The 22,890-nt window shown below is 73.0% G+C and carries 17 protein-coding genes; 13 read left to right on the forward strand and 4 right to left on the reverse strand.

Annotation, left to right across the window (positions count from 1 at the left end; all coding sequences use genetic code 11):
• Positions 1 to 93 precede the first annotated feature (93 nt).
• From GA0070624_RS05705 to GA0070624_RS05730, 6 genes are read left to right on the forward strand one after another with little or no spacing between them, the layout of a single operon-like run.
• Positions 94 to 954, forward strand: coding sequence for an STAS domain-containing protein (locus GA0070624_RS05705; RefSeq protein ID WP_091337277.1), 861 nt, complete (start codon positions 94 to 96; stop codon positions 952 to 954).
• Entirely contained in the window at positions 954 to 1,364 is a 411-nt protein-coding gene (locus tag GA0070624_RS05710; RefSeq protein WP_091337278.1) for an STAS domain-containing protein, read from the forward strand. The genes GA0070624_RS05705 and GA0070624_RS05710 overlap by 1 nt, the downstream gene beginning before the upstream one ends.
• Positions 1,361 to 1,780 carry an anti-sigma regulatory factor gene (locus GA0070624_RS05715; RefSeq protein WP_091337280.1) on the forward strand — a complete coding sequence of 140 codons (420 nt, stop codon included), beginning with the start codon at positions 1,361 to 1,363 and terminating at the stop codon, positions 1,778 to 1,780. Before GA0070624_RS05710 ends, GA0070624_RS05715 begins: the two co-directional genes overlap by 4 nt.
• Entirely contained in the window at positions 1,777 to 2,790 is a 1,014-nt protein-coding gene (locus GA0070624_RS05720; RefSeq protein ID WP_091348225.1) for a SpoIIE family protein phosphatase, read from the forward strand. Before GA0070624_RS05715 ends, GA0070624_RS05720 begins: the two co-directional genes overlap by 4 nt.
• Entirely contained in the window at positions 2,787 to 4,151 is a 1,365-nt protein-coding gene (locus GA0070624_RS05725) for a sensor histidine kinase (RefSeq protein WP_091337282.1), read from the forward strand. The genes GA0070624_RS05720 and GA0070624_RS05725 overlap by 4 nt, the downstream gene beginning before the upstream one ends.
• On the forward strand, positions 4,148 to 5,692 hold the full coding sequence (locus tag GA0070624_RS05730) for a SpoIIE family protein phosphatase (RefSeq protein ID WP_425413493.1): 1,545 nt from the start codon (positions 4,148 to 4,150) through the stop codon (positions 5,690 to 5,692). Before GA0070624_RS05725 ends, GA0070624_RS05730 begins: the two co-directional genes overlap by 4 nt.
• Positions 5,693 to 5,701: 9 nt before the next feature.
• Here GA0070624_RS05730 and GA0070624_RS05735 read toward each other — a convergent pair whose 3' ends face one another.
• On the reverse strand, positions 5,702 to 6,496 hold the full coding sequence (locus tag GA0070624_RS05735) for a helix-turn-helix domain-containing protein (RefSeq protein ID WP_091337286.1): 795 nt from the start codon (positions 6,494 to 6,496) through the stop codon (positions 5,702 to 5,704).
• 31 nt (positions 6,497 to 6,527) lie between these two features.
• Here GA0070624_RS05735 and GA0070624_RS05740 point away from each other — a divergent pair, with 31 nt between their 5' ends.
• From GA0070624_RS05740 to GA0070624_RS05750, 3 genes are all read left to right on the forward strand, one after another.
• On the forward strand, positions 6,528 to 7,100 hold the full coding sequence (locus GA0070624_RS05740) for a TIGR03086 family metal-binding protein (protein WP_091337288.1): 573 nt from the start codon (positions 6,528 to 6,530) through the stop codon (positions 7,098 to 7,100).
• Positions 7,101 to 7,338: 238 nt separating this feature from the next.
• Positions 7,339 to 7,773, forward strand: a complete 435-nt coding sequence (locus GA0070624_RS05745; protein ID WP_091337290.1) for a superantigen-like protein SSL4 — start codon at positions 7,339 to 7,341, stop codon at positions 7,771 to 7,773.
• 2 nt (positions 7,774 to 7,775) lie between these two features.
• Positions 7,776 to 9,896 carry a bifunctional polysaccharide deacetylase/glycosyltransferase family 2 protein gene (locus tag GA0070624_RS05750; RefSeq protein WP_091337292.1) on the forward strand — a complete coding sequence of 707 codons (2,121 nt, stop codon included), beginning with the start codon at positions 7,776 to 7,778 and terminating at the stop codon, positions 9,894 to 9,896.
• A gap of 77 nt (positions 9,897 to 9,973) precedes the next feature.
• Here the strand turns inward: GA0070624_RS05750 and GA0070624_RS05755 are convergent, their stop codons facing one another.
• Positions 9,974 to 10,156, reverse strand: coding sequence for a hypothetical protein (locus GA0070624_RS05755; RefSeq protein ID WP_091337294.1), 183 nt, complete (start codon positions 10,154 to 10,156; stop codon positions 9,974 to 9,976).
• A 230-nt stretch (positions 10,157 to 10,386) separates the two neighbouring features.
• Here GA0070624_RS05755 and GA0070624_RS05760 point away from each other — a divergent pair, with 230 nt between their 5' ends.
• Positions 10,387 to 11,334 (forward strand): threonine ammonia-lyase, encoded by a 948-nt coding sequence (locus GA0070624_RS05760; protein ID WP_091348229.1) that lies wholly within the window; start codon positions 10,387 to 10,389, stop codon positions 11,332 to 11,334.
• A gap of 58 nt (positions 11,335 to 11,392) precedes the next feature.
• On the opposite strand, the gene GA0070624_RS05765 is transcribed toward GA0070624_RS05760, so the two are convergent.
• A complete protein-coding gene (locus GA0070624_RS05765; protein ID WP_091337296.1) occupies positions 11,393 to 13,489 on the reverse strand; it encodes a S9 family peptidase in 2,097 nt (698 codons plus the stop codon).
• A 374-nt stretch (positions 13,490 to 13,863) separates the two neighbouring features.
• Here GA0070624_RS05765 and GA0070624_RS05770 point away from each other — a divergent pair, with 374 nt between their 5' ends.
• Positions 13,864 to 15,339, forward strand: coding sequence for an FAD-binding oxidoreductase (locus tag GA0070624_RS05770; protein WP_091348233.1), 1,476 nt, complete (start codon positions 13,864 to 13,866; stop codon positions 15,337 to 15,339).
• Positions 15,340 to 15,487: 148 nt separating this feature from the next.
• On the opposite strand, the gene GA0070624_RS05775 is transcribed toward GA0070624_RS05770, so the two are convergent.
• Positions 15,488 to 17,551: a SpoIIE family protein phosphatase gene (locus GA0070624_RS05775; RefSeq protein ID WP_091337299.1), complete on the reverse strand. Its 2,064-nt coding sequence runs from the start codon at positions 17,549 to 17,551 to the stop codon at positions 15,488 to 15,490.
• Positions 17,552 to 17,959: 408 nt separating this feature from the next.
• Between GA0070624_RS05775 and GA0070624_RS05780 the strand changes: the two genes are divergently transcribed.
• Complete coding sequence (locus GA0070624_RS05780; protein ID WP_091348236.1) at positions 17,960 to 22,324, forward strand: hybrid sensor histidine kinase/response regulator; 4,365 nt, start codon at positions 17,960 to 17,962, stop codon at positions 22,322 to 22,324.
• Positions 22,321 to 22,875, forward strand: a complete 555-nt coding sequence (locus GA0070624_RS05785; RefSeq protein WP_091337301.1) for a response regulator — start codon at positions 22,321 to 22,323, stop codon at positions 22,873 to 22,875. Before GA0070624_RS05780 ends, GA0070624_RS05785 begins: the two co-directional genes overlap by 4 nt.
• The last annotated feature ends 15 nt before the right edge of the window (positions 22,876 to 22,890 follow it).

Here is a 22,890-nt window from a genome sequence, read left to right on the forward strand (position 1 = left end):
GCGGGTTCCGACGATCATTCTTGCCTCGCGGCAATAGTTGCAGGGCTGCGGTGATAGAGTCCGGCACCGGTCCAGGTCAAGGGAGGTCTCACCGTGGCGTTGCACCCGGAGGAGAGTCGCCGGCTCGCCGGCCTGCTGAGCCAGCATGCCGAGCAGCTGACCCGGCGGTGGACGGAGGTCGTCGGCGCGTCGCTGCGCGGACGGCTCAGCCAGGCGGAGCTCGCCCGCCAGGTGCAGGAGCTGCGCCGTAGCATGATCGACGCCGGCGAGAACGGCATCACCGACCTGGATTCCGAGCAGGGCGGTGAGCTGCGCGCGGTGCTCGCCGAGCTCTCCCGAAGCCGCGCCCGGCAGGGCTTCACCGCGACCGAGACCGCGATCAGCGTCTTCGCGCTGAAGGATGCCCTGCTCGAGCTGATGGAGGAGGGCCAGGACGCGGCTACCCTCCGCGACTACGTCGCCTTCTCCGGGCTGATCGACCAGATGGGGCTCTTCACCTTCGAGAGCTACGTCCGCACCCGGGAGAGCCTGATCGCCGACCAGGCCGAGCAGCTGCTCGAACTCTCCACCCCGGTGGTCAAGCTCTGGGAGGGCGTGGTCGCCGTCCCGCTGGTCGGCACGCTCGACTCGGCCCGCGCCCAGGTGGTGATGGAGCGGCTGCTGCAGACCCTGGTCGACACCGGATCGCCGTACGCGATCATCGACATCACCGGCGTCCCGGCGGTGGACACCCAGGTCGCCCAGCACATCCTCAAGACCGTGGTGGCCGCCCGGCTGATGGGCGCCGACTGCATCATCTCCGGCATCCGGCCGCAGATCGCGCAGACCATCGTCGCCCTCGGCATCGAGTTCGGCGACATCGCCACCAAGGCGAGCCTCGCCGACGCCCTGCGCCACGTGCTGCGGCTGACCGGCGTCGAGACCACCCGCCGGCAGCCGCGTCGGGAGTCCTGATGGAGCGGGTGCCGATCCTGAAGATCGGCGACATCCTGCTGGTCTCCATCCAGGTCGACATGTCCGACCAGACGGCGGTCCAGCTCCAGGAGGACCTGGCCGAACGAATCGTCGCAACCGGCAGCCACGGTGTGATCATCGACATCACCGCGCTGGACATCGTCGACTCGTTCGTCGGCCGGATGCTCTCCACCATCGCGTCCATCTCCAAGGTGCTGGACGCCGAGATCGTGGTGGTCGGGATGCGTCCCGCCGTCGCCATCACCCTGGTCGAACTGGGCCTGTCGCTCAACGGCATCCGGACCGCGCTGAACGTCGAGCGGGGCATGGAGCTGATCGCGGCGGCGCGGGTCTACGAGTGGGACGAGGTCGACGCCGACGAGGATGCCGAGACGACGGCCACCACATGACCGCCGGTGTCGATCTGGGCGTGCCGCAGATCCAGGCGATCCAGAGCGACGAGGACGTGGTCCGGGTCCGCCAGCTGGTGCGTACGGTCGCGGTCGCGGTAAAGCTCTCGCTGGTCGACCAGACCAAGCTCGTCACCGCCGCGAGCGAGCTGGCCCGCAACACCCTGGTCTACGGCGGCGGCGGCACGGCCGAGGTGGTCACCGTCGAGGACGACCGCCGGCGCGGGGTGCGGATCCTCTTCGCCGACTCCGGGCCCGGCATCGCCGACATCGAGCTGGCCCTGACCGACGGCTACACCACCGGCAACGGGCTCGGCCTGGGGCTGAGCGGGGCCCGCCGGCTGGTCGACGAATTCGATGTCTGGACCGCCGTCGGCGAGGGGACCCGGATCACCATCACCAAGTGGTCCCGATGAGCGGGGACCTGCTCTCCGACCACGGCATCTGGTTCCGGGTGGAGAGCAGCAGCGCGGCCAGCGCGGTACGCCGGGCGGCCGAGCGCCTCGGCACCCAGTTGGAGCTGGGCGCGTCCCGGACCGCCGACCTGGCGATCGTCGCCGCCGAGCTGACCAGCAACCTGGTCAAGCACGCCGAGGAGGGGAGCCTGCTGCTCCGGCCGGTGCGCCGGAGTGGACGGGCCGGCGTGGAGCTCATCGCCATCGACTCCGGGCCCGGCATGGCCGACCTGACCGTGTCGTCGCGGGACGGGCATTCCACCACCGGGACGCTCGGCATCGGTCTCGGCGCGATCGCCCGGCAGGCGAGCTGGTTCGACGGGTACTCGCTGCCGGGGCGGGGCACCGTGCTGGCCGTACAGGTCTGGTCGGGGCCGGCGCCGGAGCCGTCCTGGGCCGGTGGGCTGACCCGGCCGATCACCGGCGAGCAGGTCAGCGGCGACGGGTACGCCGTCCGGGTCGCCGAGGGCCGGCACCAGGTGCTGGTCTGCGACGGTCTGGGGCACGGGCCGCTGGCCGCCGCCGCCACCGATGCCGCGTTCGCCGCGTTCCGGGCCGCGCCGGCCGGGCCGCCGGGCGCCGTGGTGCTGCATCTGCACCGCGCGATGTCGCACACCCGGGGCGCCGCGCTCGCCGTGGCCGAGCTGGATCCGGCCGCGGGCTTGCTCCGGTACGCCGGGCTGGGCAACATCGCAGCCATGATCGTGGTCGGGGGCGAGCGGCGCCGGAGCCTGGTCTCGTTGCCCGGCATCGCCGGCCACCGGCGTCCGGCCGTGCGGGAGTACGACTACCCGTGGCAGGCCGGCGCGACGCTGGTCATGCACAGCGACGGGGTGGTCGACCGCTGGGACCTCGCCGACTACCCGGGTCTGGACGGGCGGGCGCCCCTGGTGACGGCGGCGACCCTGCTCCGCGACGCCGGGATCCGCCGCGACGACGCCTGCGTCCTGGTCGCCCGGGCGGAGTCATGACCGATCCCGCAGACACTCTGCCGCTGCTCCAGATGGCGCTCCGGATCGAACAGGACATCTTCCTCGTCCGGCAGCGCGGCCGGGAGGCGGCCGCCGCGGTCGGCCTGGAGCACCAGGACCAGGTACGCATCGCCACCGCGCTGAGCGAGGTGGCCCGAGACCTGCTGCACTCGGTCGGCGGCGCGGACGTCACCTTCTCGGTCGTCTTCGATCTCGCCGCCGGCCGCTCCGTGCTGCGGGTGGACCTCGCGCCGGTGGGTCCGCTGCCCGACGGCCGGTACGAGCCGCAGTCCGGCGCGGTGGCGCGGCTGGTCGACATGCTGGCCGTAGTCCCCGCCGATGGGGATACGGTCGTGAGGATGTCCCGACGTGTCCCGGCCAACGCGCAGGCGCTGACCCCGGTGCGACTCGCCGAACTCCGCGCGGAGCTGAGCCAGAGCGCACCGGGCAGCGCCCTGGACGAGCTCGCCGCCCAGAACGAGCAGCTCATCGCCGCGCTCGACGAGGTGCGCAGCCAGCGCGACGAGCTGGAGGTGCTCAACGAGGAGCTCCAGGAGACCAATCGGGGCGTGATGGCTCTCTACAACCAGCTGACCGAGGAGCTGGAGGAGACCAATCGCGGCGTGGTGGCCCTCTACGCCGAACTGGACGAGAAGTCGGCCCAGCTGCGGACGGCGAGCGAGTCGAAGAGCCGCTTCCTGGCCAATGTCAGCCACGAGCTGCGTGCCCCGGTCGCCGCGATCATCGGGCTGGCCCGGCTGCTGGCCGACTCCGCGTCCGATCCGCTCACCGTCGAGCAGGCCCGGCAGGTCGGGTTGATCCGTTCGTCGGCGTCCGACCTGCTCACGCTGGTCAACGAGCTGCTCGACCTGGCGAAGGCGGAGTCGGGCCGGATCGAGCCGAACTGGGCCGACGTGGACCTGCGGGCGCTCTTCGGGCAGCTCCGGGGCACCGTCCGGGCGCTGGCCACGAGGCCGGGCGTCAACCTGGTGGTGGAGGAGCTTCCACGGCCGGCGACCATCCGCTCCGACGAGGTGCTGCTCGCCCAGGTGCTGCGCAACCTGCTGCACAACGGTCTCAAGTTCACCGAGCGGGGCGAGGTCCGGCTGCGCGCGGACCGGCACGAGGACCGCTGGTCGCTGTCGGTCTCCGACACCGGCGTCGGCATCCCGCCCGAGCTGCACGAGCGGATCTTCGAGGAGTTCTACCAGGTGCCCGGGGCGACCCGGGTCGGTGGCACGGGCCTCGGCCTGCCGTACGCGCGCCGGCTGGTGAAGCTGCTCGGCGGGACGTTGGAGCTGTCCAGCGAGCCCGGCCGGGGCAGCACCTTCAAGGTCAGCCTTCCGGTGGGCGGAGCGTGACGGTGGAGGGCAGCGCGGCGACCGTGCTGGTGGTCGACGACAGTCGTACCAAGCGCTACCTGCTGGTCAGCTGGCTGACCCGGGCCGGCTTCAAGACCATCGAGGCGGAGAACGGCGCCGAGGCGCTGGCCCGGGTGGAGATCGATCCGGTCGACCTGGTGGTGCTCGACGTACGGCTGCCGGACCTCAGCGGCTTCGAGGTCTGCGAACGGATCAAGGCGGCCCTTCCGGCGATGCCGGTCATCCACGTCTCCGCGCACGCGGTGGATGTGGTGGATCGAACGCAGGGGCTGACCCGGGGCGCGGACGCCTACCTGGCCGAGCCGATCGAGCCGGAGGAACTGGTCGCCACCGCGCACGCGGTGCTCCGCTACTACCAGGCGCGGCAACGAGCCGAGCTCCTCGCCGATCGCCTTTCCGCGCTGGCCGACGCGACGGTGTCGATGCACGCCGCGCCGAACTTCGTGCGGCTGCTCGAGGCGGCGGCGGCCGGCGCGGCGCAGATCTTCAAGTCGCCCGCAGCGGTGATCGCCGAGACCTTCGAGGGCGACTGCCTGGCCGGTGTGGCGCCGGCGCCGGGGGCGAAGTCGTCCGTCGTCCCGTGGGGGGTCGAGGACACCGGGGTGCCCATCGGCGCCACGGTCCGGATCGACGACCCGGGCGTCTGGGACCTGGTCGACTGGCCGGCCGGCGACACGGTGACCGTGGCCGCGGCCCGGCTGCGCGAGGACCGGCCACCGCTCTACGTGGTGGTGCCGACGCACACCCAGACCGTACGGACGCCGGTGCTGGTGCAGCTCGCGCAGGCGGTCGCGTCGGCTGTGGAGGCGCAGCGCTCCTTCGACGAGGAGCACCGGATCGCGGTGACCCTCCAACGCAGCCTGCTGCCACGCCGGCTCCCCGAGATCGGCGGTCTCGACCTGGCCGTCCGGTACGAGCCGGCGAGCGCGCGGACCGAGGTGGGCGGCGACTTCTACGAGCTGGTGATGCTCGACGGGCACCTGCTGATGGCGATCGGCGACGTCGCCGGGCACTCGCTGCACGCCGCGACCGTGATGGCCGAGCTGCGGCACGCGGTGCGGGCGTACGCGGTCGAGGGGCACCAGCCGGGGGTGATCCTGGACCGGGTCAACGAGCTGATGCGGACCCTGCTGCCGAACGAACTGGCCACCATCTGCGTGCTGCTGGTGCACCCGAGCAGCGGTCTGGTCCGGCTGGCCAGCGCGGGGCACCTGCCGGCGCTGGTCAGCGTGGAGGGCCGGGCCGAGTTCGTCCAGCAGCCCGCGCCGCCGCTCGGCGTCCGCGCGCCCCGCCCACCGGACCTGGAGTTCGTGCTCCCGGCCGGCGCGACGCTGGTCCTCTACACCGACGGGCTCATCGAACGGCGGGACGCCACCATCGACGAGGGGATGGCGGCGCTGGGCGCGGTCGCGTCCCGAGTGGACGACGACCTGGACCGGTTCTGCCAGCGGCTGCTGGTCGAGCTGGCGCCGCCGGAGGTTCAGGACGACGTCGCCGTGGTCGCCGTCCGTCGCCGCTGACCGCCCGGATCAGGCCAGCGAGCGGGCGTACGCGGCCGGGGAGAGGCCGGTGACCGCGGTGAACTCGCGGACCAGGTGGGCCTGGTCGCTGAAGCCGAGGTCGGCGGCGAGCGTCGCCCAGTCGAGCGGCCCGCCGGCGGCCCGTTCGATCGCCTCCTGGAGCCGGTAGCGCCGGATCACCCACTTCGGACCGACGCCGACGTGGTCGAGGAAGAGCCGCTGCAGTCGCCGGGTGGAGACGCCGTGCCGCCGGGCGAAGTCGTCCACCCGCAGGATGCCCCGGTCGGCGCGAATCTCCTCGACCAGTGCGGTCGCCTCGGCGGCCAGCGGGTCCGGCTCGGGCTTCCAGCTCGTGAGCAGGGTGTCCAACCGCTGGCACCGGTCGTCGTCCGTACCGGCGCAGACGGGACCGCCGGCGGGCAGCCCGACGGCGGCGAGCGGCTCCCGCCGGCCGGTCAGCTCGGCGACCGGACGTCGCCAGAACGGCCGGAAGCCGCCCGGGCGGAACTGGATCCCGCTGACCCGGCCGGTGCCGCGCAGCGTGATGGTGAAGAGGTGGGTCCCCACGCCGGCCACCTCGGCGGTCTCCGGGCCGCCGGCCTGGCCGTGGAACACCACGTTGATCGCCGGGTGGGGCAGCACCCGCTGCTCGTGCGGCTCGGCGAGCTCCCAGTCGATGAGCCAGTAGTGCTCGACGTAGCGGCGCAGCGCCGGGGCGGGCAGCCGCCGGCGGAACCGGACCTGCCGCAGCAGCCGGCCGGGGTCGAGGATCCCCCGACTGTCCCGCCGCGGCTGCTGTCGCATTTCTTCAAGACCGCCCTCATACGCTGGCCCTATGGCCACAAAGACTAGTGAGCTGCTGGCCGCCGCCGCACCACGGACGGTGGCGGTGGTCCGCGGCATCTCCGCCGATCAGCTGGAACTGCCCACCCCGTGCCCCGACTACTCGGTGCGCGACCTGCTCAACCACCTGTACGACGTGGTGGTCAACTTCCAGGCGCTTGCCCGCAGACGGGAGGTGGACTGGTCGGCGAAGACCGACCACCTGACCGAGGGCTGGCGGGACGGGTTCGAGGCGGAGACCGGGCGGCTGATCGAGGCGTGGTCCGACCCGGCCGCGCTGGAGGGCGTCTCGCCCGGCATGGGCCTGCCGCAGGAGACGGTCGGCGAGATGGCCCTGACCGACCTGACCGTGCACGGCTGGGACCTGGCCCGGGCCACCGGCCAGCGGCTGGACGCCGAGCCGGAGGTGCTGGGGGCGCTGCACGGCTTCATGGATCGGATGGGGTCCACCGGCCGGCAGATGGGCGCCTTCGCCGATCCCGTCCCCACCACCGGGGAGGCCACCGACCTCGACCGCCTCCTCGGCCGCACCGGCCGCAACCCCGCCTGGATTCCTACCGCCTGAGCACACCGGCCGGTGCCGTCCTGCCGCGCCGGCCGTCCTTGACACCGCTATTCACTGAGCCGCCGTGCTGGCGACCGTCGGTGTCGGCCTGCTCCTCCTCCGGTCCAGCACGGCGGTGGAGGAGCTGTGACGCGGCGGCCGCCCGCTACGCTGTTGAACGCGGAGGCCCGCCCCCGGCGGGTCCCCGTGCCGGGCCGCGCGGGGACGGCGGAGAGCGGAACAGCGGGAGACCAACAGCATGCAGAACCAGCCCGGCGGCGCGCCGCCGGTGTTCGTCGACCGGACCGGGCGGCGTCGCCGGCTTACCGTGATTGCCGGCACGGTGATGGGCGTTGGCCTGCTCACCAGCCTCGGCCTGATCCTGGCCGGCCTCTTCTTCGACTCGTCGGTGTCGCTGCCCGGCTGGTCGGAGACGAAGGAGCAGCCGCCGATCGAGGCCGGGGTGGACGCCCCGGGCGGGCGGGGCGATCACGCCAGCCCCAGCCCCGGGCCGGCGCCGGCGACCAGCACCTCGGTGCCCGTGCCGTCGCTCTCGCCCACCTCCGCGGGCGGCAGCACCGCCACGACCAGGAGCACCGCACCCGCCCCCCAGCCGTCCGGTTCCACGGTGCCCGGCCAGGGTGACGAGCGGCGCAGCACCGCCAAGCCGAGCAGAACGCCCGGCAAGCCCTGACGATGGCCCGACACGTAGCCCGCCGAGATCCCCGGGCGCACTGGCTGCTGCTCCTGCTCGGCATGGCCGTCCTGCTCGCCGCGCTCAGTTTCAACGCCATGGTCACCAACGTCACCGGCGGCAGCGGCCCGTCCAACGCCCACGCCTCGCCCGCGCCGCGAGCGGTCACCACCGGCGGGCCGGTGCTGCGGCTGGACAGCCCTACGCCGATCGCCCGCCGGATACCGGCGCGGATCATCGCGCTGACCTTCGACGACGGGCCGGACCCGCGCTGGACGCCGCAGGTGCTCGACGTGCTGCGCCGGCACCACGCCCACGCCACGTTTTTCCTGGTCGGCGCCCGGGTCAACGAGCACCCGGAGCTGGTGCGGCGGATCCTCGCCGAGGGGCACGAGATCGGCTCGAACACCTTCACCCACGTGGAGCTGAGCGCGGTGCCGGCCTGGCGGGCCGCGTCCGAGCTCTCCTGGACCCGCACGGCGATCGCCGGTGTCACCGGCCGCGAGGTGACGCTGCTCCGGCCGCCGTTCTCGTCCACCACGACGTCGCTCACCGCGCCGCAGTACCAGGCGCTGCGGGACGCCGCGGGCAGCGGGCACGTGGCCGTGCTCGCCGACCGGGACGTCAAGGACTGGCAGCGGCCGGGTGTCCCCGCCATCGTCCAGGCGGCCAGCCCGCAGGCCGGGGCGGGCGCGGTCGTGCTGATGCACGACGGCGGCGGCGACCGGAGCCAGACGGTGGCCGCCCTCGACCGGCTGCTGCCCCGGCTGACCAGGGAGGGCTACCGGTTCACCACCGTCTCCGAGGGGATCGGCGCGCCGAGCTCGATGGTGCCGGCCGGCGCCGGCGCCCGGCTGAGCGGCACGACCCTGCGCTGGGCGCAGGTCGGCGCCGGCTGGCTGGCCTCGGCGATGAATGTGCTGCTCGGCGTCGCGCTGGCGCTCGGCGTCGCCCGGCTCGCGGTGCAGGTGGTCTGCGCTCAGCTGCACGTGCGCCGGGTGCGCCGGCCGAGCCGCCGCCGGCCCGAGGTGAACGGCCCGGTCTCGGTCATCGTCCCGGCGTACAACGAGGCCGCGAACATCGCCGCCACCGTGCGGTCGCTGGTGGCCAGCGCGTACCCGGCGCTGGAGGTGATCGTGGTGGACGACGGCTCCACCGACGGCACCGCGGAGATCGTCGAGCGGATGCGGCTACGCGGGGTGCGGGTGATCCGGCAGGCCAACGCCGGCAAGCCGGCCGCGCTGAACACCGGCATCCGGGCCGCCCGGGCCGAGCTGCTTGTGCTGGTGGACGGGGACACCGTGTTCCAGCCGGACACGGTGTACCGGCTGGTGCAGGGCTTCGCCGACCCGACGGTCGGAGCGATCTCCGGCAACACCAAGGTCGCCAACCGGCGCCGACTGCTCGGCCGCTGGCAGCACCTGGAGTACGTGATCGGCTTCAACCTCGACCGCCGGATGTACGACGTGCTGGAGTGCATGCCGACCATCCCCGGCGCGATCGGCGCGTTCCGTCGGGAGGTGCTGCTCGGGGTGGCCGGCGTCCCCTCGGACACCCTCGCCGAGGACACGGACCTGACCATGAAGGTGCTCCGGGCCGGCTGGCGGGTGGTGTACGAGGAGGGCGCGATCGCCTGGACCGAGGCGCCGTCGTCGCTGCGTCAGCTCTGGCGGCAGCGGTACCGCTGGTGCTACGGCACCATGCAGGCGATGTGGAAGCACCGGCACGCGCTCCGCGAGCAGGACGCCGGTGGCAAACTGGGCCGGCGTGGCCTGCCGTACCTGACCGTGTTCCAGATCGTGCTGCCGCTGGCGGCACCGGCGGTCGACGTCTTCGCCCTCTACGGGCTGCTCTTCCTGCCCTGGTCGTCGCTCGCGCTGGCCTGGGTGGCGCTGCTGCTGCTCCAGGCGCTGACCGCCGCGTACGCGCTGCGGCTGGACCGGGAGCGCCTCGGCCCGCTCTGGTCGCTGCCGTTCCAGCAGTTGGTCTACCGGCAGGTGATGTACCTGGTGGTGGTGCAGTCGGTGGTCACCGCGGTGGTCGGCAACCGGCTGCGCTGGCAGCGGATGGTGCGTACCGGGGAGGCGGCGGCGCTGGTCGACTCGGCTCCCACGGGCCGCTGACGCTTTCGCTGGCGGCCCGGCCCGGCCCGCCGCACGGCGGCGGTCAGGGCGCCCGAACGGGCCGTCGGGCGGCCGGGTCAGCGGGCGTTGAGGAGGCCCGCCGACCAGGAGAGCGCCAGGCCGATGACGGCGGAGCAGCAGCAGATCAACAGGGCGGCGGCGACCACGCCGAGGATCACCCAGGCCGTCCCGCGCCGGGCCGCGCCGGCTCGCGCTCTCGGCGGTACGTCAGCCCCGGCCGCCTCCTCGTCGTCGCTCACCGCGCGGCCCCGATCATCCCGGCAGTCTAGGTCGGGTTCGTCCCACCCTGGGCGCACCCCGACCATCCCGGACCCAACCGAGCGCGCCCGACCCGCAAGATCGCGCTCGATCCTGGAAGTAGTGGCCTCCTGCGCGGGCCGAGGGGACTGTTCCCTGATCGAGAGTGACCTTCACCTGTGACGGCGACCGGGGTCTGCGGGTGCCCGCCGCCTCGCGGCAGGATGGGGCGATGGGTCTTGTTTCGCTCGCCGACATCCGGGCCGCCGCCGTCGACATCGCGGGCGTCGTGACGCGTACTCCGCTGATGCCCACGCCGTGGGACGCGGCGCTGTGGCTCAAGCCGGAGAGCCTGCAACCGGTGGGTTCGTTCAAGCTGCGCGGCGCGACCCACGCGGTCGCCCGGCTCGACCCGGCGGTGCGGCTCCGGGGCGTGGTGACCCACTCGTCCGGTAACCACGGGCAGGCGCTGGCGTACGCCGCCCGGGCGGCCGGCGTCCCGTGCACCGTGGTGGTGCCGGAGGGGGCGCCGCGGGTCAAGGTCGACCGGATCCGGGCTCTCGGCGCCGAGGTGGTGCTCGTCCCGCCGGCCCGTCGGCTCGCCGAGGCGGAGCGGATCGTCGCCGGGACCGGTGCCACCCTGGTGCCGCCCTTCGACGATCGGCGGATCATCGCCGGGCAGGGCACCGTCGGGTTGGAGATCGTCGAGGATCTGCCCGACGTGGAGGTGGTGCTGGTGCCGGTGGGCGGCGGTGGCCTCTCCTCCGGAGTGGCCACGGCGGTGAAGGGGCTCCGCCCGTCCACCGCGGTGATCGGGGTCGAGCCGCTGCTCGCCGCGGACGCCCGGGAGTCGCTCGCCGTCGGCGAGGTGGTGGTCTGGGACGTCGAGCGGACCTACCGGACGAGTGCCGACGGGCTGCGTACCCACCTGTCCGCGCTGACCCTCGCCCACCTGCGGGAACGCCTCGACGGCATCGTCACGGTGACCGAGGAGGAGATCGGCGCGGCGATGGGCCGGCTGGTCCGCGACGCCCGCCTGGTGGTCGAGCCGAGCGCCGCCGTGGCGGTCGCCGCCCGGCTCTTCCGCAGCGCGGACCTGCCGTCCGGCCGTACGGTCGCGGTGGTCACCGGCGGCAACGTCGACCCCACCCTGCTCGCCCAGGTCGTCACCGCCCCCTGAACCCCCCTCGTGCCGCCGCCGGGCACGGTGCGCGTGGGCGGGGCGAGGCGGGTCGGGGTCAGGCGCGGCCGAGGCGGTCCAGGATCCAGGCGTTGATGAACGCCTCCTCGCGCCAGGCGTCGTACCGGCCGCTGGGGCCGCCGTGCCCGGCGCCCATCTCGGTCTTGAGCAGGTAGTCGCCCTGCGGGGCGGCCGCCCGCAGCCGGGCGATCCACTTGGCCGGCTCGTGGTAGAGCACCCGGGTGTCGTTCAGGCTGGTCACCGCGAGGATGGCCGGGTAGTCGACCGGGGCCACGTTCTCGTACGGGGTGTACGACTTCATGTACGCGTACACGTCGGGGTTGTCCAGGGGGTTGCCCCACTCCTCCCACTCGGTGACGGTCAGCGGCAGCGACGGGTCGAGGATCGAGGTGAGCGCGTCCACGAAGGGCACCTGCGCGACGATGCCGGCGAACGCGTCCGGAGCCAGGTTGGCCACCGCGCCCATCAGCAGACCGCCGGCCGAGGCGCCCCGGGCCACCAGGCGGTCGCTGGCCGTCCAGCCGGCCTTGACCAGGTGCCGGGCGCAGGCCACGAAGTCGGTGAAGGTGTTCTTCTTGGCCAGCAGCTTGCCCTCGTCGTACCAGCGGCGGCCCAGTTCGCCGCCGCCGCGGATGTGCGCCACGGCGAAGATGACGCCCCGGTCGAGCAGGGAGAGCCGGGCGATTGAGAACCACGGGTCCATGCTGGCCTCGTACGAGCCGTAGCCGTAGATGACGCAGGGGGCGGAACCGTCGCGCGGGCTGTCCTTGCGGCAGACCAGCGAGATCGGCACCCGGGTGCCGTCGTCGCCGAGCGCCCAGTCCCGGTGCTGCTCGTAGTCGGCCGGGTCGTACGCCCGCCCGTCCGGCCCGGGCCGCACCGGCTTCCGCTTGCGCAGCACCATCTGCCGGGTGAGCAGGTCGTAGTCGTAGACCGAGTCCGGGGTGACCAGCGAGGTGTAGCGCAGCCGCAGCTCGCGGGTCCGGTACTCGGGGTTGGCGTCCAGCCCGACGCTGTAGATCGGCTCGGGGAAGTCGATGTCGTACTCGTCGCCGCCGCCGACCGGGAGCACCCGCAGCCCGGTCAGCCCGTTGCTGCGCAGGGAGACGACCAGGTAGTTCTCGAACGCGTCGACCGCCTCCAGCCGGGTGCCCGGGGAGTGCTCGATCAGCGGCGTCCAGTCGCCGGGCGCGTCCGCCGAGGTGAACGCGAGCGCGAAGTCCTCCGCGCCGTCGTTGTGCAGGATCAGGAACCGGTGTCCGTGGTGCTCCACCGAGTACTCGACGCCCTGCCGGCGCGGGGCGATGATGGCCGGCTCGCCGGTCGGGTTGGCCGCCGGGATCACCCGGACCTCGCTGGTGATCTTGCTGTGGATGTCGATGACCACGAACCGCTCGGAGCGGGTCAGCTCGACACCGACCCAGAACCGCTCGTCGTCCTCCTGGTGGACCACCACGTCCTCACTCGACGGCCGGCCGACGGTGTGTCGCCAGACCCGGTTCGGCCGCCAGGCGTCGTCGACCGTGACGTAGAAGAGCGCCGAGGCGTCCGTCGACCAGGCCGTGCCGTAGAAGGTGTCCCGGATCTCGTCGGCGAGCACCTCTCCGGTCTGCAGGTCCTTGACCCGCAGGGTGAACCGCTCGGCGCCGGCGAAGTCCGTCGAGTACGCCAGCCAGCGCCCGTCCGGGCTGACGTCGAACGCGCCCAGGGCGAAGAAGTCGTGCCCCTCGGCGAGCTGGTTGCCGTCGAGCAGCACCTCCTCGCCCTCCAGGGGGGCGCCGTCGGCGCTGACCGGGGGTGCGGTCTCGCCGTCGCGGACGGTTCGGCGGCAGTGCACGCCGTACTGCTGCCCCTCGACCGTGCGGGTGTAGTACCAGTAGCCGTCCTTGCGGGTGGGCACGGACAGGTCGGTCTCCTGGGTGCGGCGGCGGGTCTCCTCGAACAGCTCCGCCCGCAGCCCCGCCAGGTGCGCGGTCCGCGCCTCGGTGTACGCGTTCTCCGCGGTCAGGTAGGCGATCGTCTCCGGGTCGTCCTTCGCCGCGAGCCAGGCGTACTCGTCGACGACGGTGTCGCCGTGGTGGGTGCGCTCGGTCGGGACACGCTTGGCGGCGGGCACGGGGGTCTCGGTGGTCACGCCCGTCACGTTACCGGCCCGGCCGGTCGGACCCGTCGATACGCGGCTGGTGCGGATCGCACCTGAGCTACCCGGATCGCGTACCGGCTTCGCGAGGTTCGTCTTCGGCCGGCCACAGCTCGGCGGCCGTCGCCGCGAGTACGGTGAGCAGCCGGGTCACCGCCGGCGGACGCTACGTTGATCGAGGTCGAGATCACCGCCGCGACCCGGCTTGCCGACCGCGAGCTGTCGTCGCGCTGAGCCGCGCCGGATCTGCGGTCCGAGCCGACGAGTCTGCTCTGTGTACGGTGGGCTGCCGGCAGGTTTTAGCAGCTCACCGGTCCTGTCGCAGGATTCGCCGCCGTCGGTGTTCGAACACATGTACGATGGCCGGCATGGCGGCAGCAGCGAGTTCGACCGACCGGCCCGGAGCCCTCGAGATCACTCGGCGACTGGCGGAGATCTGTGGCCCGCCCTTCGCCCGCTTCGCCGGCCCGGCCGACGAGGTCGCCGGCCGGCCCGCCCGTTGGGTGGCGGTGCCGGGTGGCCCGCACGCCGCCGCCGAGGTGCTGCGGTTGGCCGCCGCGCACGACCTCACCGTCGTTCCCCGGGGCGCCGGCACCAAGATCGACTGGGGTGCCGCCCCGGCGCAGCTCGACATCATGCTGGACACCGGCCGGCTCGCCGGGGTCTGGCACGAGCCGCAGGGGTCGCCGACGGCCGAGGTCGGCGCCGGGACCCCGCTGCGGGCGGTCCAGGCGACCCTGGAACGCACCGGTCAGCGGCTGCCGGTGGATCCCCCGTCCCCCGGGGCGACCCTCGGCGGCGTGCTCGCCGCCGACGAGGCCGGCCCGCTGCGGCAGCGGCACGGCAGCCCGTGCGCCCAACTGGTCGGGGTCCGTTACCTGGACGCCGACGGCGAGCTGGTGAGCCTGGGCGAGGCCGGGGCCGCGCTGCTCGGCCGGGCCGCTCCGGTGGTGGGTGGCGGCAGCGGCGGCACCGTCCCGTCGGGCCGGGCCGGGCCGGGTGGCGGCGCGGCGGCGCTGTTCGGGGCGGGTGATCTGCCGGGGCTGGACCTCGCCCGGCTGCTCTGCGGCTCCCAGGGCGGCCTGGGCGTGCTGGTCTCGGCGACCATGCGGGTGCAGGCCGTCCCCGCCGGCCGGCTCTGGGTGACCCGGCCGGTCTGGACGCCGCTGGAGGTGCACGACCTGGTCCGGACGGTGCTCGCCGCCCGGCTCGACCCGGCGGCGATCGAGCTGGACCTGCCTGTCCCGGTGCCCCTGCCGCGCCGGCGGGTCCATCCCGATCACCCGTCGGTCAGCGGCCGGCCCGACCATCCCGCGACGGCCCGCCGCGCCGGTGGACCGGCCGCGGCGGGCAGCCTGTTGGTGCTGCTGGAGGGCGGCCCGGCCGACGTGGTCGAGCGGGCCGAGCGGCTGGTCGCCCTCCTCGGTCGGGAAACCGTCGTCAGCCACGCCGCGCCGGAGTGGTGGGGGCGGTACCCGTTCGGTCCGGGCGACACCGCACTCCGGATCGAGGTGCCCATCAGCGATCTTCACGCGGCGGTCTACGCACTGCGCGACGCGGCCGGCGGCCCGGTGCCGATCCGCGGCTCCGCCGGGGTCGGCACGGTGCACGCCGCCCTGCCCGGCGCGCTGGCGCCCGACCGGGTGGCGTCGATCCTCGCCGCCGTCCGCGGGGTGCTGCTGGCCCGGCAGGGCCGCTGCGTCGTGGTGGCCGCCCCCGCGCCGGTGCGCTGGGCGGTCGACCTCTGGGGCGAGCTGCCGACGCTGCCCCGCCTCCGCGCGGCCAAGGAACACCTCGACCCGCACCAGCGCCTCGCCCCCGGCCGCCTCCCCGGCGGCCTCTGACCCGCCCACCCCCTCCCTGGCCCTGGTGATCATGAAGTTGTTGTCATCCGGCACGGCGTGTCGCAGCAACAACTTCATGATCACCGGGGGCGGCGGGCGGGCAGGGCTCGGCGCGGGCGCTCCGGGGTGGCGGGGAATCAGGTGCGGGTCAGAGGGCGTCGTTGCGGAGGACGAGGATGGCGATGTCGTCGCGGGGCGCCTCGACGGAGAAGCCGATCGCGGTGGCGCGGAGCCGGGCGGCCACCACGTCCGCCGAGTAGCCGGCCAGCGGGGCGGCCGATTCGCGCAGCCGTTCGGTGCCGAAGAGCTCCCGGCCGCGCCGCCGCTCGGTCACCCCGTCGGTGTAGAAGATCAGGGCGTCCCCCGGCCCGAGCGGGATCTCCGCGGTCGGCGTACTGATCGAGTCGAGTAGCCCGAGGGCGGTGCCGCCGGCCCCGACGAAGGCGGCGCCACCGCCGCCGCCCAACAGCACCGGCCGGTCGTGCCCGGCCAGGTGCAGGGCCACGTCGAGCCGGTCGCCCTCGCCCGGCCCGACCGCGGCCAGCGCCAGCGTGCAGTACCGGCCGCCGCCCCGCTCGACCAGCGTCTCGTTGAGTCGGCTCAGCACCTCGGGCAGCGGCTTGCCGTCGCCGACCAGCGCCCGGATCACGTCCCGGACCAGGCCGGTCACCGCCGCCGCCTGGACGCCCTTGCCGGAGACGTCCCCGACCACCACCAGCCAGCGGCCGTCCGGCAGCGGCACCACGTCGTAGAAGTCGCCCCCGACGTCGGCGTCTCCGCCGGTCGGGACGTACTCGGCGGCGAAGCCGATCCCCGAGACCACCGGGAGCACCGGCGGCAGCAGCGACTGCTGGAGCGTCTGGGCCACCCGGCGGCGCTCGGCGTGGATCCGGGCGTTCTCGATCGCCAGGGCCGCCCGCCGGGCCACGTCCTCCAGCACCGAGACCTCGTCCGGGTCGTGCCGGTGCCGCTGGTGACGCCCCACCGCCAGGGTCCCGAGCCGCTGGCCGCGGGCGATCAGCGGGACGGCGAAGCCCTCCATCGGGGCGCCGAGCGGCACCTGCGTGGCGTTCCGCGACGCCTCGCGCAGCCGGGCCTGGATCGACTCCGGCCCGGTCTCCTGGAGCACCTTGTGCAGCGCCGGCAGCTTCGACTCGTCGGCGTGGCTGGACGCGGCGAGCCGCAGCCGACCCCACTCATCGGTGGCGTGCACCGCGCACCACTGCCCGAGCCGCGGCACCACGAGCTGCGGGATGAGCGCCATGGTCAGCTCGACGTCCAGGGACTGGGCGAGCAGCTCGCTCGCCTCGGCCAGGAAGGTCAGCCAGCCCTGCCGGCGGACGTCCGCCCGGCGCAGCCGGTCGTTCTCGAGATGCAGCGAGAGCCGCTCGGCCGCCAGCACGGCGAGCGGCCGGGCGTAGGCCGACGGCGCCGCGTCCAGCTCCAGCTCCCCGGCGTACGGCCGATGCACGGCCAGCGGCACCCGGAGCAGCTCGTTGCCCTCCCGGGGCTGCCGCCCGTACCGGGCCAGGACCTGGGGGCCCCGTCCATCGCCCCGGTCCAGCCGGACCACGCCACCGGCCGCGCCGACCATCTCGCCGAGTCGGGTCAGCAGCGCGCTGGCGAACTCCGGCAGCGGGTCGTCCGCGTACGGGTCGGGGCTGGTCTGCATCAGCTCGCTGATCCCGGCGGCGCTCGGCCCGGAACTCTCCCCGGCCGCGCTGTTCGCGCCCCGGGCCGAGGTATGCGGCGCCAGCGGCTCCTCGGCCTCCGCGTCCCCGGCCGGCGGGTCGGCCGGGTGCCGGTCCAGCCGAAACCAGACGCCCTTCCCGGTGGGCAGGTAGGTGGTACCCCAGCGGCTGGCGAAGTGGTCCACCAGCAGCAGCCCCCGACCCCGCTCGGCCACCTCGCTGATGTCGGACGACAGGTTGCGGACGCCGACGACCAGCTCGTCCACCGGGCCCACGGCGAAGTCGGAGACGGTCACGGTCAGCCCGATCTCGTCCGCGGCGACCTCGATGTCCAGTTCGGTGCGCGCGTGCTCGACGGCGTTGGTGGAAAGCTCTGTGGTGAGCAGCAGTGCCTCGTTGAGCAGCTCGTCGAGTCCCGCATCGGCCAGCACGGAGCGGACCAGGGCACGGGCGGCGGCGGGGGTACGCCGGTCCGCGGGGAGCCTGACCCGCCGGACATGCTCGTCCGAGCCGCCGGTCATCGCGGGCCCCGCCTCCGCCGCTGACACCTCCGTATCCTCCACCGCCGCCACCCCGGGTGCCAAGCCGGTCCACCGACCTCGCGGCGGGCCGGTGACGCGGTACCACCGGCGTCCCGGCCCGGATCGGGGCATCCCGGGCGTCGTACCGCCAGCCACCTCGCGCGACCCCAGAGGAGCAAGATTTGCACAAACTCGGAGGTAGGGGGCTCCACCACGCGCCGAGGCGCCAACTTCAGCCACCGTGGGGGTTGCGGCCCACGGACGACCACGGCGAGGCGTCCGGACTCGCTGGGCCGGGACGCGTGGGCGTGGCGAGCCGTCGCAGCCGTGGCCTCGACGGCGGCGCGGGCAGAATGGTGGGATGGCCAAGTCGGCACGAGCTGTATGCCCCGAGCTGAGCGAGGAATGATGACCACGGCGAAACATTCGGTAGCCGCGGACCCGTCCGCCCCCGATCACGAGGTGCTGCTCGCCGAACTGGCGGAGGCGCTGCGGCGGGTCCGCCGCGGCGACCTGAAGGTCCGGCTGCCCCGACGCGCCGGTACGGCGGGCGAGGTGGCCGACGCCTTCAACGATGTGGTGTCGCTGCAGGAGCGGCAGCACCTGGACCTGCGCCGGATCAGCCGGATCGTCGGCCGGGACGGCCGCCTCACCGAACGCCTTGACGAGGAGGGCTTCGACGGCTCCTGGGCGGAGGGTCAGCGGGCGATCAACTCGCTGATCGACGATCTGGGCCGGCCCACCACCGAGATCGCCCGGGTGATCGTGGCGGTGGCCGAGGGCGACCTCTCCCAGCACATGGCGCTGGAGATCGACGGTCGTCCGCTGCGCGGTGAGTACCTACGCATCGGCCGCACCGTGAACACCATGGTCGACCAGCTCTCGTCCTTCTCCAACGAGGTGACCCGGGTGGCCCGCGAGGTCGGCACCGAGGGCAAGCTGGGCGGCCAGGCCAACGTCCGCGGCGTCGCCGGCACCTGGAAGGACCTCACCGACTCGGTGAACACCATGGCGTCGAACCTGACGTACCAGGTGCGGTCGATCTCCCAGGTCTCCACGGCGGTCGCCAAGGGCGACCTGTCGCAGAAGATCACCGTGTCGGCGAAGGGCGAGGTCGCCGAGCTCGCGCACACCATCAACGCGCTCACCGACACGCTGCGGCTCTTCGCCGAGCAGGTGACCCGGGTGGCCCGCGAGGTGGGCACCGAGGGCAAGCTCGGCGGTCAGGCGGAGGTGCCGAACGTCGCCGGGACCTGGAAGGACCTGACCGACAGCGTCAACTCGATGGCGTCCAACCTGACCGCCCAGGTGCGCAACATCGCCCAGGTCTCCACGGCGGTCGCCCGAGGCGATCTGTCCCAGAAGATCACGGTCGCCGCCCAGGGCGAGATCCTGGAACTCAAGGACACCGTCAACACGATGGTGGACCAGCTGTCGTCGTTCGCCGACGAGGTGACCCGGGTGGCCCGCGAGGTGGGGATCGAGGGCAAGCTGGGCGGTCAGGCCCAGGTACGCGGCGTTTCCGGCACCTGGCGCGACCTCACCGAGAACGTCAACCAGCTCGCCGGCAACCTGACCAGCCAGGTCCGCAACATCTCCCAGGTCTCCACCGCGGTCGCCAAGGGTGACCTCTCGCAGAAGATCACCGTGGACGCCCAGGGCGAGGTCCTGGAGCTGAAGAACACGGTGAACACGATGGTGGACCAGCTGTCGTCGTTCGCCGACGAGGTGACCCGGGTGGCCCGCGAGGTGGGCACCGAGGGCAAACTCGGCGGTCAGGCGCAGGTCAAGGGGGTTTCGGGGACCTGGCGGGACCTGACCGACAACGTGAACTCGATGGCGTCGAACCTGACCAGCCAGGTGCGGAACATCGCCTCGGTCACCACCGCCGTCGCCAAGGGCGACCTGAGCCAGAAGATCACCGTCGACGCCCGGGGCGAGATCCTGGAGCTGAAGTCGACGGTGAACACGATGGTGGATCAGCTGTCGTCGTTCGCCGACGAGGTGACCCGGGTGGCCCGCGAGGTCGGCACCGAGGGCAAGCTCGGCGGTCAGGCCCAGGTACGCGGTGTGGCCGGCACCTGGCGGGACCTGACCGACAACGTGAACTCGATGGCGTCGAACCTCACCGCCCAGGTGCGCAACATCGCCCAGGTCTCCACCGCAGTGGCCAAGGGCGACCTGTCGCAGAAGATCACGGTGGACGCCCGGGGCGAGATCCTGGAGCTGAAGTCGACGGTGAACACGATGGTGGATCAGCTGTCGTCGTTCGCCGACGAGGTGACCCGGGTGGCGCGCGAGGTGGGCACCGAGGGCAAGCTGGGCGGTCAGGCGCAGGTCAAGGGGGTTTCGGGGACCTGGCGGGACCTGACCGACAACGTGAACTCGATGGCGTCGAACCTGACCAGCCAGGTGCGGAACATCGCCTCGGTCACCACCGCCGTCGCCAAGGGCGACCTGAGCCAGAAGATCACCGTCGACGCTCAGGGCGAGATCCTGGAGCTGAAGTCGACGGTGAACACGATGGTGGATCAGCTGTCGTCGTTCGCCGACGAGGTGACCCGGGTGGCGCGCGAGGTGGGCACCGAGGGCAAGCTGGGCGGTCAGGCGCAGGTCAAGGGCGTCTCCGGCACCTGGCGGGACCTGACGGAGAACGTCAACCAGCTCGCCTCGACGCTCACCACCCAGCTGCGGGCGATCGCCCAGGTGTCGACCGCGGTGACCCGGGGCGACCTGACCCAGCGGATCGCGGTCGAGGCGCAGGGCGAGGTCGCCGAGCTCAAGGACAACATCAACCAGATGATCGTCACCCTGCGGGAGACCACCAAGAAGAACGCCGAGCAGGGCTGGCTGGACTCCAACCTGGCCCGGATCGGCGGTCTGCTGCAGGGCCAGCGCGACCTGGGCGAGGTCTGCCGCATGATCATGCTGGAGGTGACCCCGCTGGTCGACGCGCAGCTCGGCGCGTTCTTCCTGGCGGACACCTCCGAGGGCAGCCTGCGGCTGCGGCTGACGGCCTCGTACGGCTACGTGGCGCGGGGACGCGACGTCACCTTTGCGCCCGGTGAGGGGCTGGTCGGGCAGGCGGCGCTCTCCCGCCGGACGATCCGGGTGAAGGCGCAGCCGGACGGGCGGCTCACGATCCGCTCCGGGCTGGCCGAGACGCCCCCGGCCGACCTGGTGGTGCTGCCGATCCTCTTCGAGGGTGAGCTGCTCGGCGTGATCGAGTTCGCCAGCGTGACCCCGTTCTCCGAGCTGCACCTGTCGTTCCTGGAGCGGCTGGTGCTGACCATCGGCCTGGCGGTGAACACCATCCAGGCCAACCGGCGTACGGAGGAACTGCTGGCCCAGTCCCAGCGGCTCGCCCAGGAGCTGCAGGAGCAGTCGGCGGAGCTGCAGCGGACCAACGCCGAGCTGGAGGACAAGGCCAAGCTGCTCTCCGAGCAGAAGGGCAACATCGAGACGAAGAACCGGGAGATCGAGCTGGCCCGGCTCGGCCTGGAGGACAAGGCGCAGCAGCTCACCCGGGCGTCGGCGTACAAGTCGGAGTTCCTGGCGAACATGAGCCACGAGCTGCGTACGCCGCTGAACTCGTTGCTGCTGCTGGCCCGGCTGCTGGCGGAGAACTCGGAGCAGAACCTCACCCCCAAGCAGATCGAGTTCGCCCGGACGATCCACAGCGCCGGCTCCGACCTGCTCTCGCTGATCGACGACATCCTCGACCTGTCCAAGATCGAAGCGGGCCGGATGGACGTCGAGCCGAACGAGGTGCGCTTCTCCGAGATCCGCGGCTACGTCGAGCAGGCGTTCGCCCCGCAGGCCGAGGAGAAGGGCCTCGACTTCCAGGTGCGGGTGGCGAAGGACCTGCCGCCGTCCCTGGTCACCGACGCCCTGCGGTTGCAGCAGATCCTGCGCAACCTGCTCTCCAACGCGGTGAAGTTCACCGACGCCGGCGGGGTGACCCTGCGGATCGCCCCGGCCCCGGAGAACGCGATCTTCGACGTGCCGGCGCTGACCAACGCCCGGCAGGTGATCGCGTTCACGGTCATCGACACCGGCATCGGCATCTCGGACGACAAGCTGTCGCTGATCTTCGAGGCGTTCCAGCAGGCGGACGGCACCACCAGCCGGCGGTACGGCGGCACGGGGCTGGGCCTGTCGATCAGCCGCGACCTGGCCCGGCTGATCGGCGGCACGATCACGGTGTCGTCGGTGCCCGGGCAGGGCTCGACCTTCACCCTCTTCGTACCCGACGTGCTGGCACCGGACGCGGTGGTGGCGCCGCAGCCGCCGTCGCCGGCCCGCGCGGGCCTGCCGTCGTCGCTGCTCATGCCGATGGAGCTGCCGGCGCCGCCGGAGACCCCGGCGACCCGGCGACTGGAGGGCGCCACCGTGCTGATCGTCGACGACGACGTCCGCAACGTCTTCGCCCTGACCAGCGCGTTGGAACTGCACGGTATGACCGTGTTGTACTCGGACAACGGGGCGGACGGGGTCCGCCTGCTGGCCGAGCATCCGGAGGTGGACATCGTGCTGATGGACGCGATGATGCCGGACCAGGACGGGTACGAGACCACCCGGCAGATCCGGCGCAACCACCGCTTCGCTGACCTGCCGATCGTCTTCCTGACCGCGAAGGCGATGCCGGGCGACCGCGAGTCGGCGCTCGCGGCCGGTGGCAGCGACTACATCACCAAGCCGGTTGATCTGGACGAGCTGATCGAGCTGATGGCGTCCTGGATCAGCGGCAGCCGGGGCAAGGAGAGCTCGTGACGCAGACGGCCAAGGCGCTGCTGGTGGACGACCGACGGGAGAACCTGATGGCCCTGGAGGCGATCCTCCAGGGGCTCCCGGTGCAGTCGGTGGCCGTGGAGAGCGGCGAAGCGGCGCTGAAGCAGCTGCTGGTCGAGGACTTCGCGGTGATCCTGCTGGACGCGCAGATGCCGGAAATGGACGGGTTCGAGACCGCGACCCACATCAAGCGGCGGGAGCGGACCCGGCACGTGCCGATCATCTTCCTCACCGCCGCGGACCGGGACGCCCAGCTCGCCCTGCGCGGGTACGCGGTCGGCGCGGTCGACTATCTGACGAAGCCGTTCGACCCGTGGGTGCTGCGGGCGAAGGTGTCGGTCTTCGTGGAGCTGTGGGTGAAGACCCGGCAGCTCGCCGCCCAGTCCGACCTGGTACGGGAGCGGGACGCCCAGTGGCGCGTCCTCACCGACGCGGTGGACGAGGCGACGGGGTTGCTGCGCTCGGACGACCCGGACGCCCGGGACCGCGCGGTCGAGCTGCTGGAGCAGGCCCGCTGGGGCGCGCATCCCTGATCCGCCGCAGGTCGG

The organism is Micromonospora rhizosphaerae (assembly GCF_900091465.1).
Classification (GTDB): Bacteria; Actinomycetota; Actinomycetes; order Mycobacteriales; family Micromonosporaceae; genus Micromonospora; species Micromonospora rhizosphaerae.

What these genes read in the sequence shown, in the direction of transcription:
- GA0070624_RS05770 (WP_091348233.1), top strand. Translation starts at nt 13,864, where the DNA reads ATGGCGGCAGCAGCGAGTTCGACCGACCGGCCCGGAGCCCTCGAGATC.
- GA0070624_RS05745 (WP_091337290.1), top strand. Translation starts at nt 7,339, where the DNA reads ATGCAGAACCAGCCCGGCGGCGCGCCGCCGGTGTTCGTCGACCGGACC.
- GA0070624_RS05775 (WP_091337299.1), bottom strand. Translation starts at nt 17,551, where the DNA reads ATGACCGGCGGCTCGGACGAGCATGTCCGGCGGGTCAGGCTCCCCGCG.
- GA0070624_RS05720 (WP_091348225.1), top strand. Translation starts at nt 1,777, where the DNA reads ATGAGCGGGGACCTGCTCTCCGACCACGGCATCTGGTTCCGGGTGGAG.
- GA0070624_RS05725 (WP_091337282.1), top strand. Translation starts at nt 2,787, where the DNA reads ATGACCGATCCCGCAGACACTCTGCCGCTGCTCCAGATGGCGCTCCGG.
- GA0070624_RS05740 (WP_091337288.1), top strand. Translation starts at nt 6,528, where the DNA reads ATGGCCACAAAGACTAGTGAGCTGCTGGCCGCCGCCGCACCACGGACG.
- GA0070624_RS05760 (WP_091348229.1), top strand. Translation starts at nt 10,387, where the DNA reads ATGGGTCTTGTTTCGCTCGCCGACATCCGGGCCGCCGCCGTCGACATC.
- GA0070624_RS05750 (WP_091337292.1), top strand. Translation starts at nt 7,776, where the DNA reads ATGGCCCGACACGTAGCCCGCCGAGATCCCCGGGCGCACTGGCTGCTG.
- GA0070624_RS05735 (WP_091337286.1), bottom strand. Translation starts at nt 6,496, where the DNA reads ATGCGACAGCAGCCGCGGCGGGACAGTCGGGGGATCCTCGACCCCGGC.
- GA0070624_RS05715 (WP_091337280.1), top strand. Translation starts at nt 1,361, where the DNA reads ATGACCGCCGGTGTCGATCTGGGCGTGCCGCAGATCCAGGCGATCCAG.
- GA0070624_RS05710 (WP_091337278.1), top strand. Translation starts at nt 954, where the DNA reads ATGGAGCGGGTGCCGATCCTGAAGATCGGCGACATCCTGCTGGTCTCC.
- GA0070624_RS05780 (WP_091348236.1), top strand. Translation starts at nt 17,960, where the DNA reads ATGACCACGGCGAAACATTCGGTAGCCGCGGACCCGTCCGCCCCCGAT.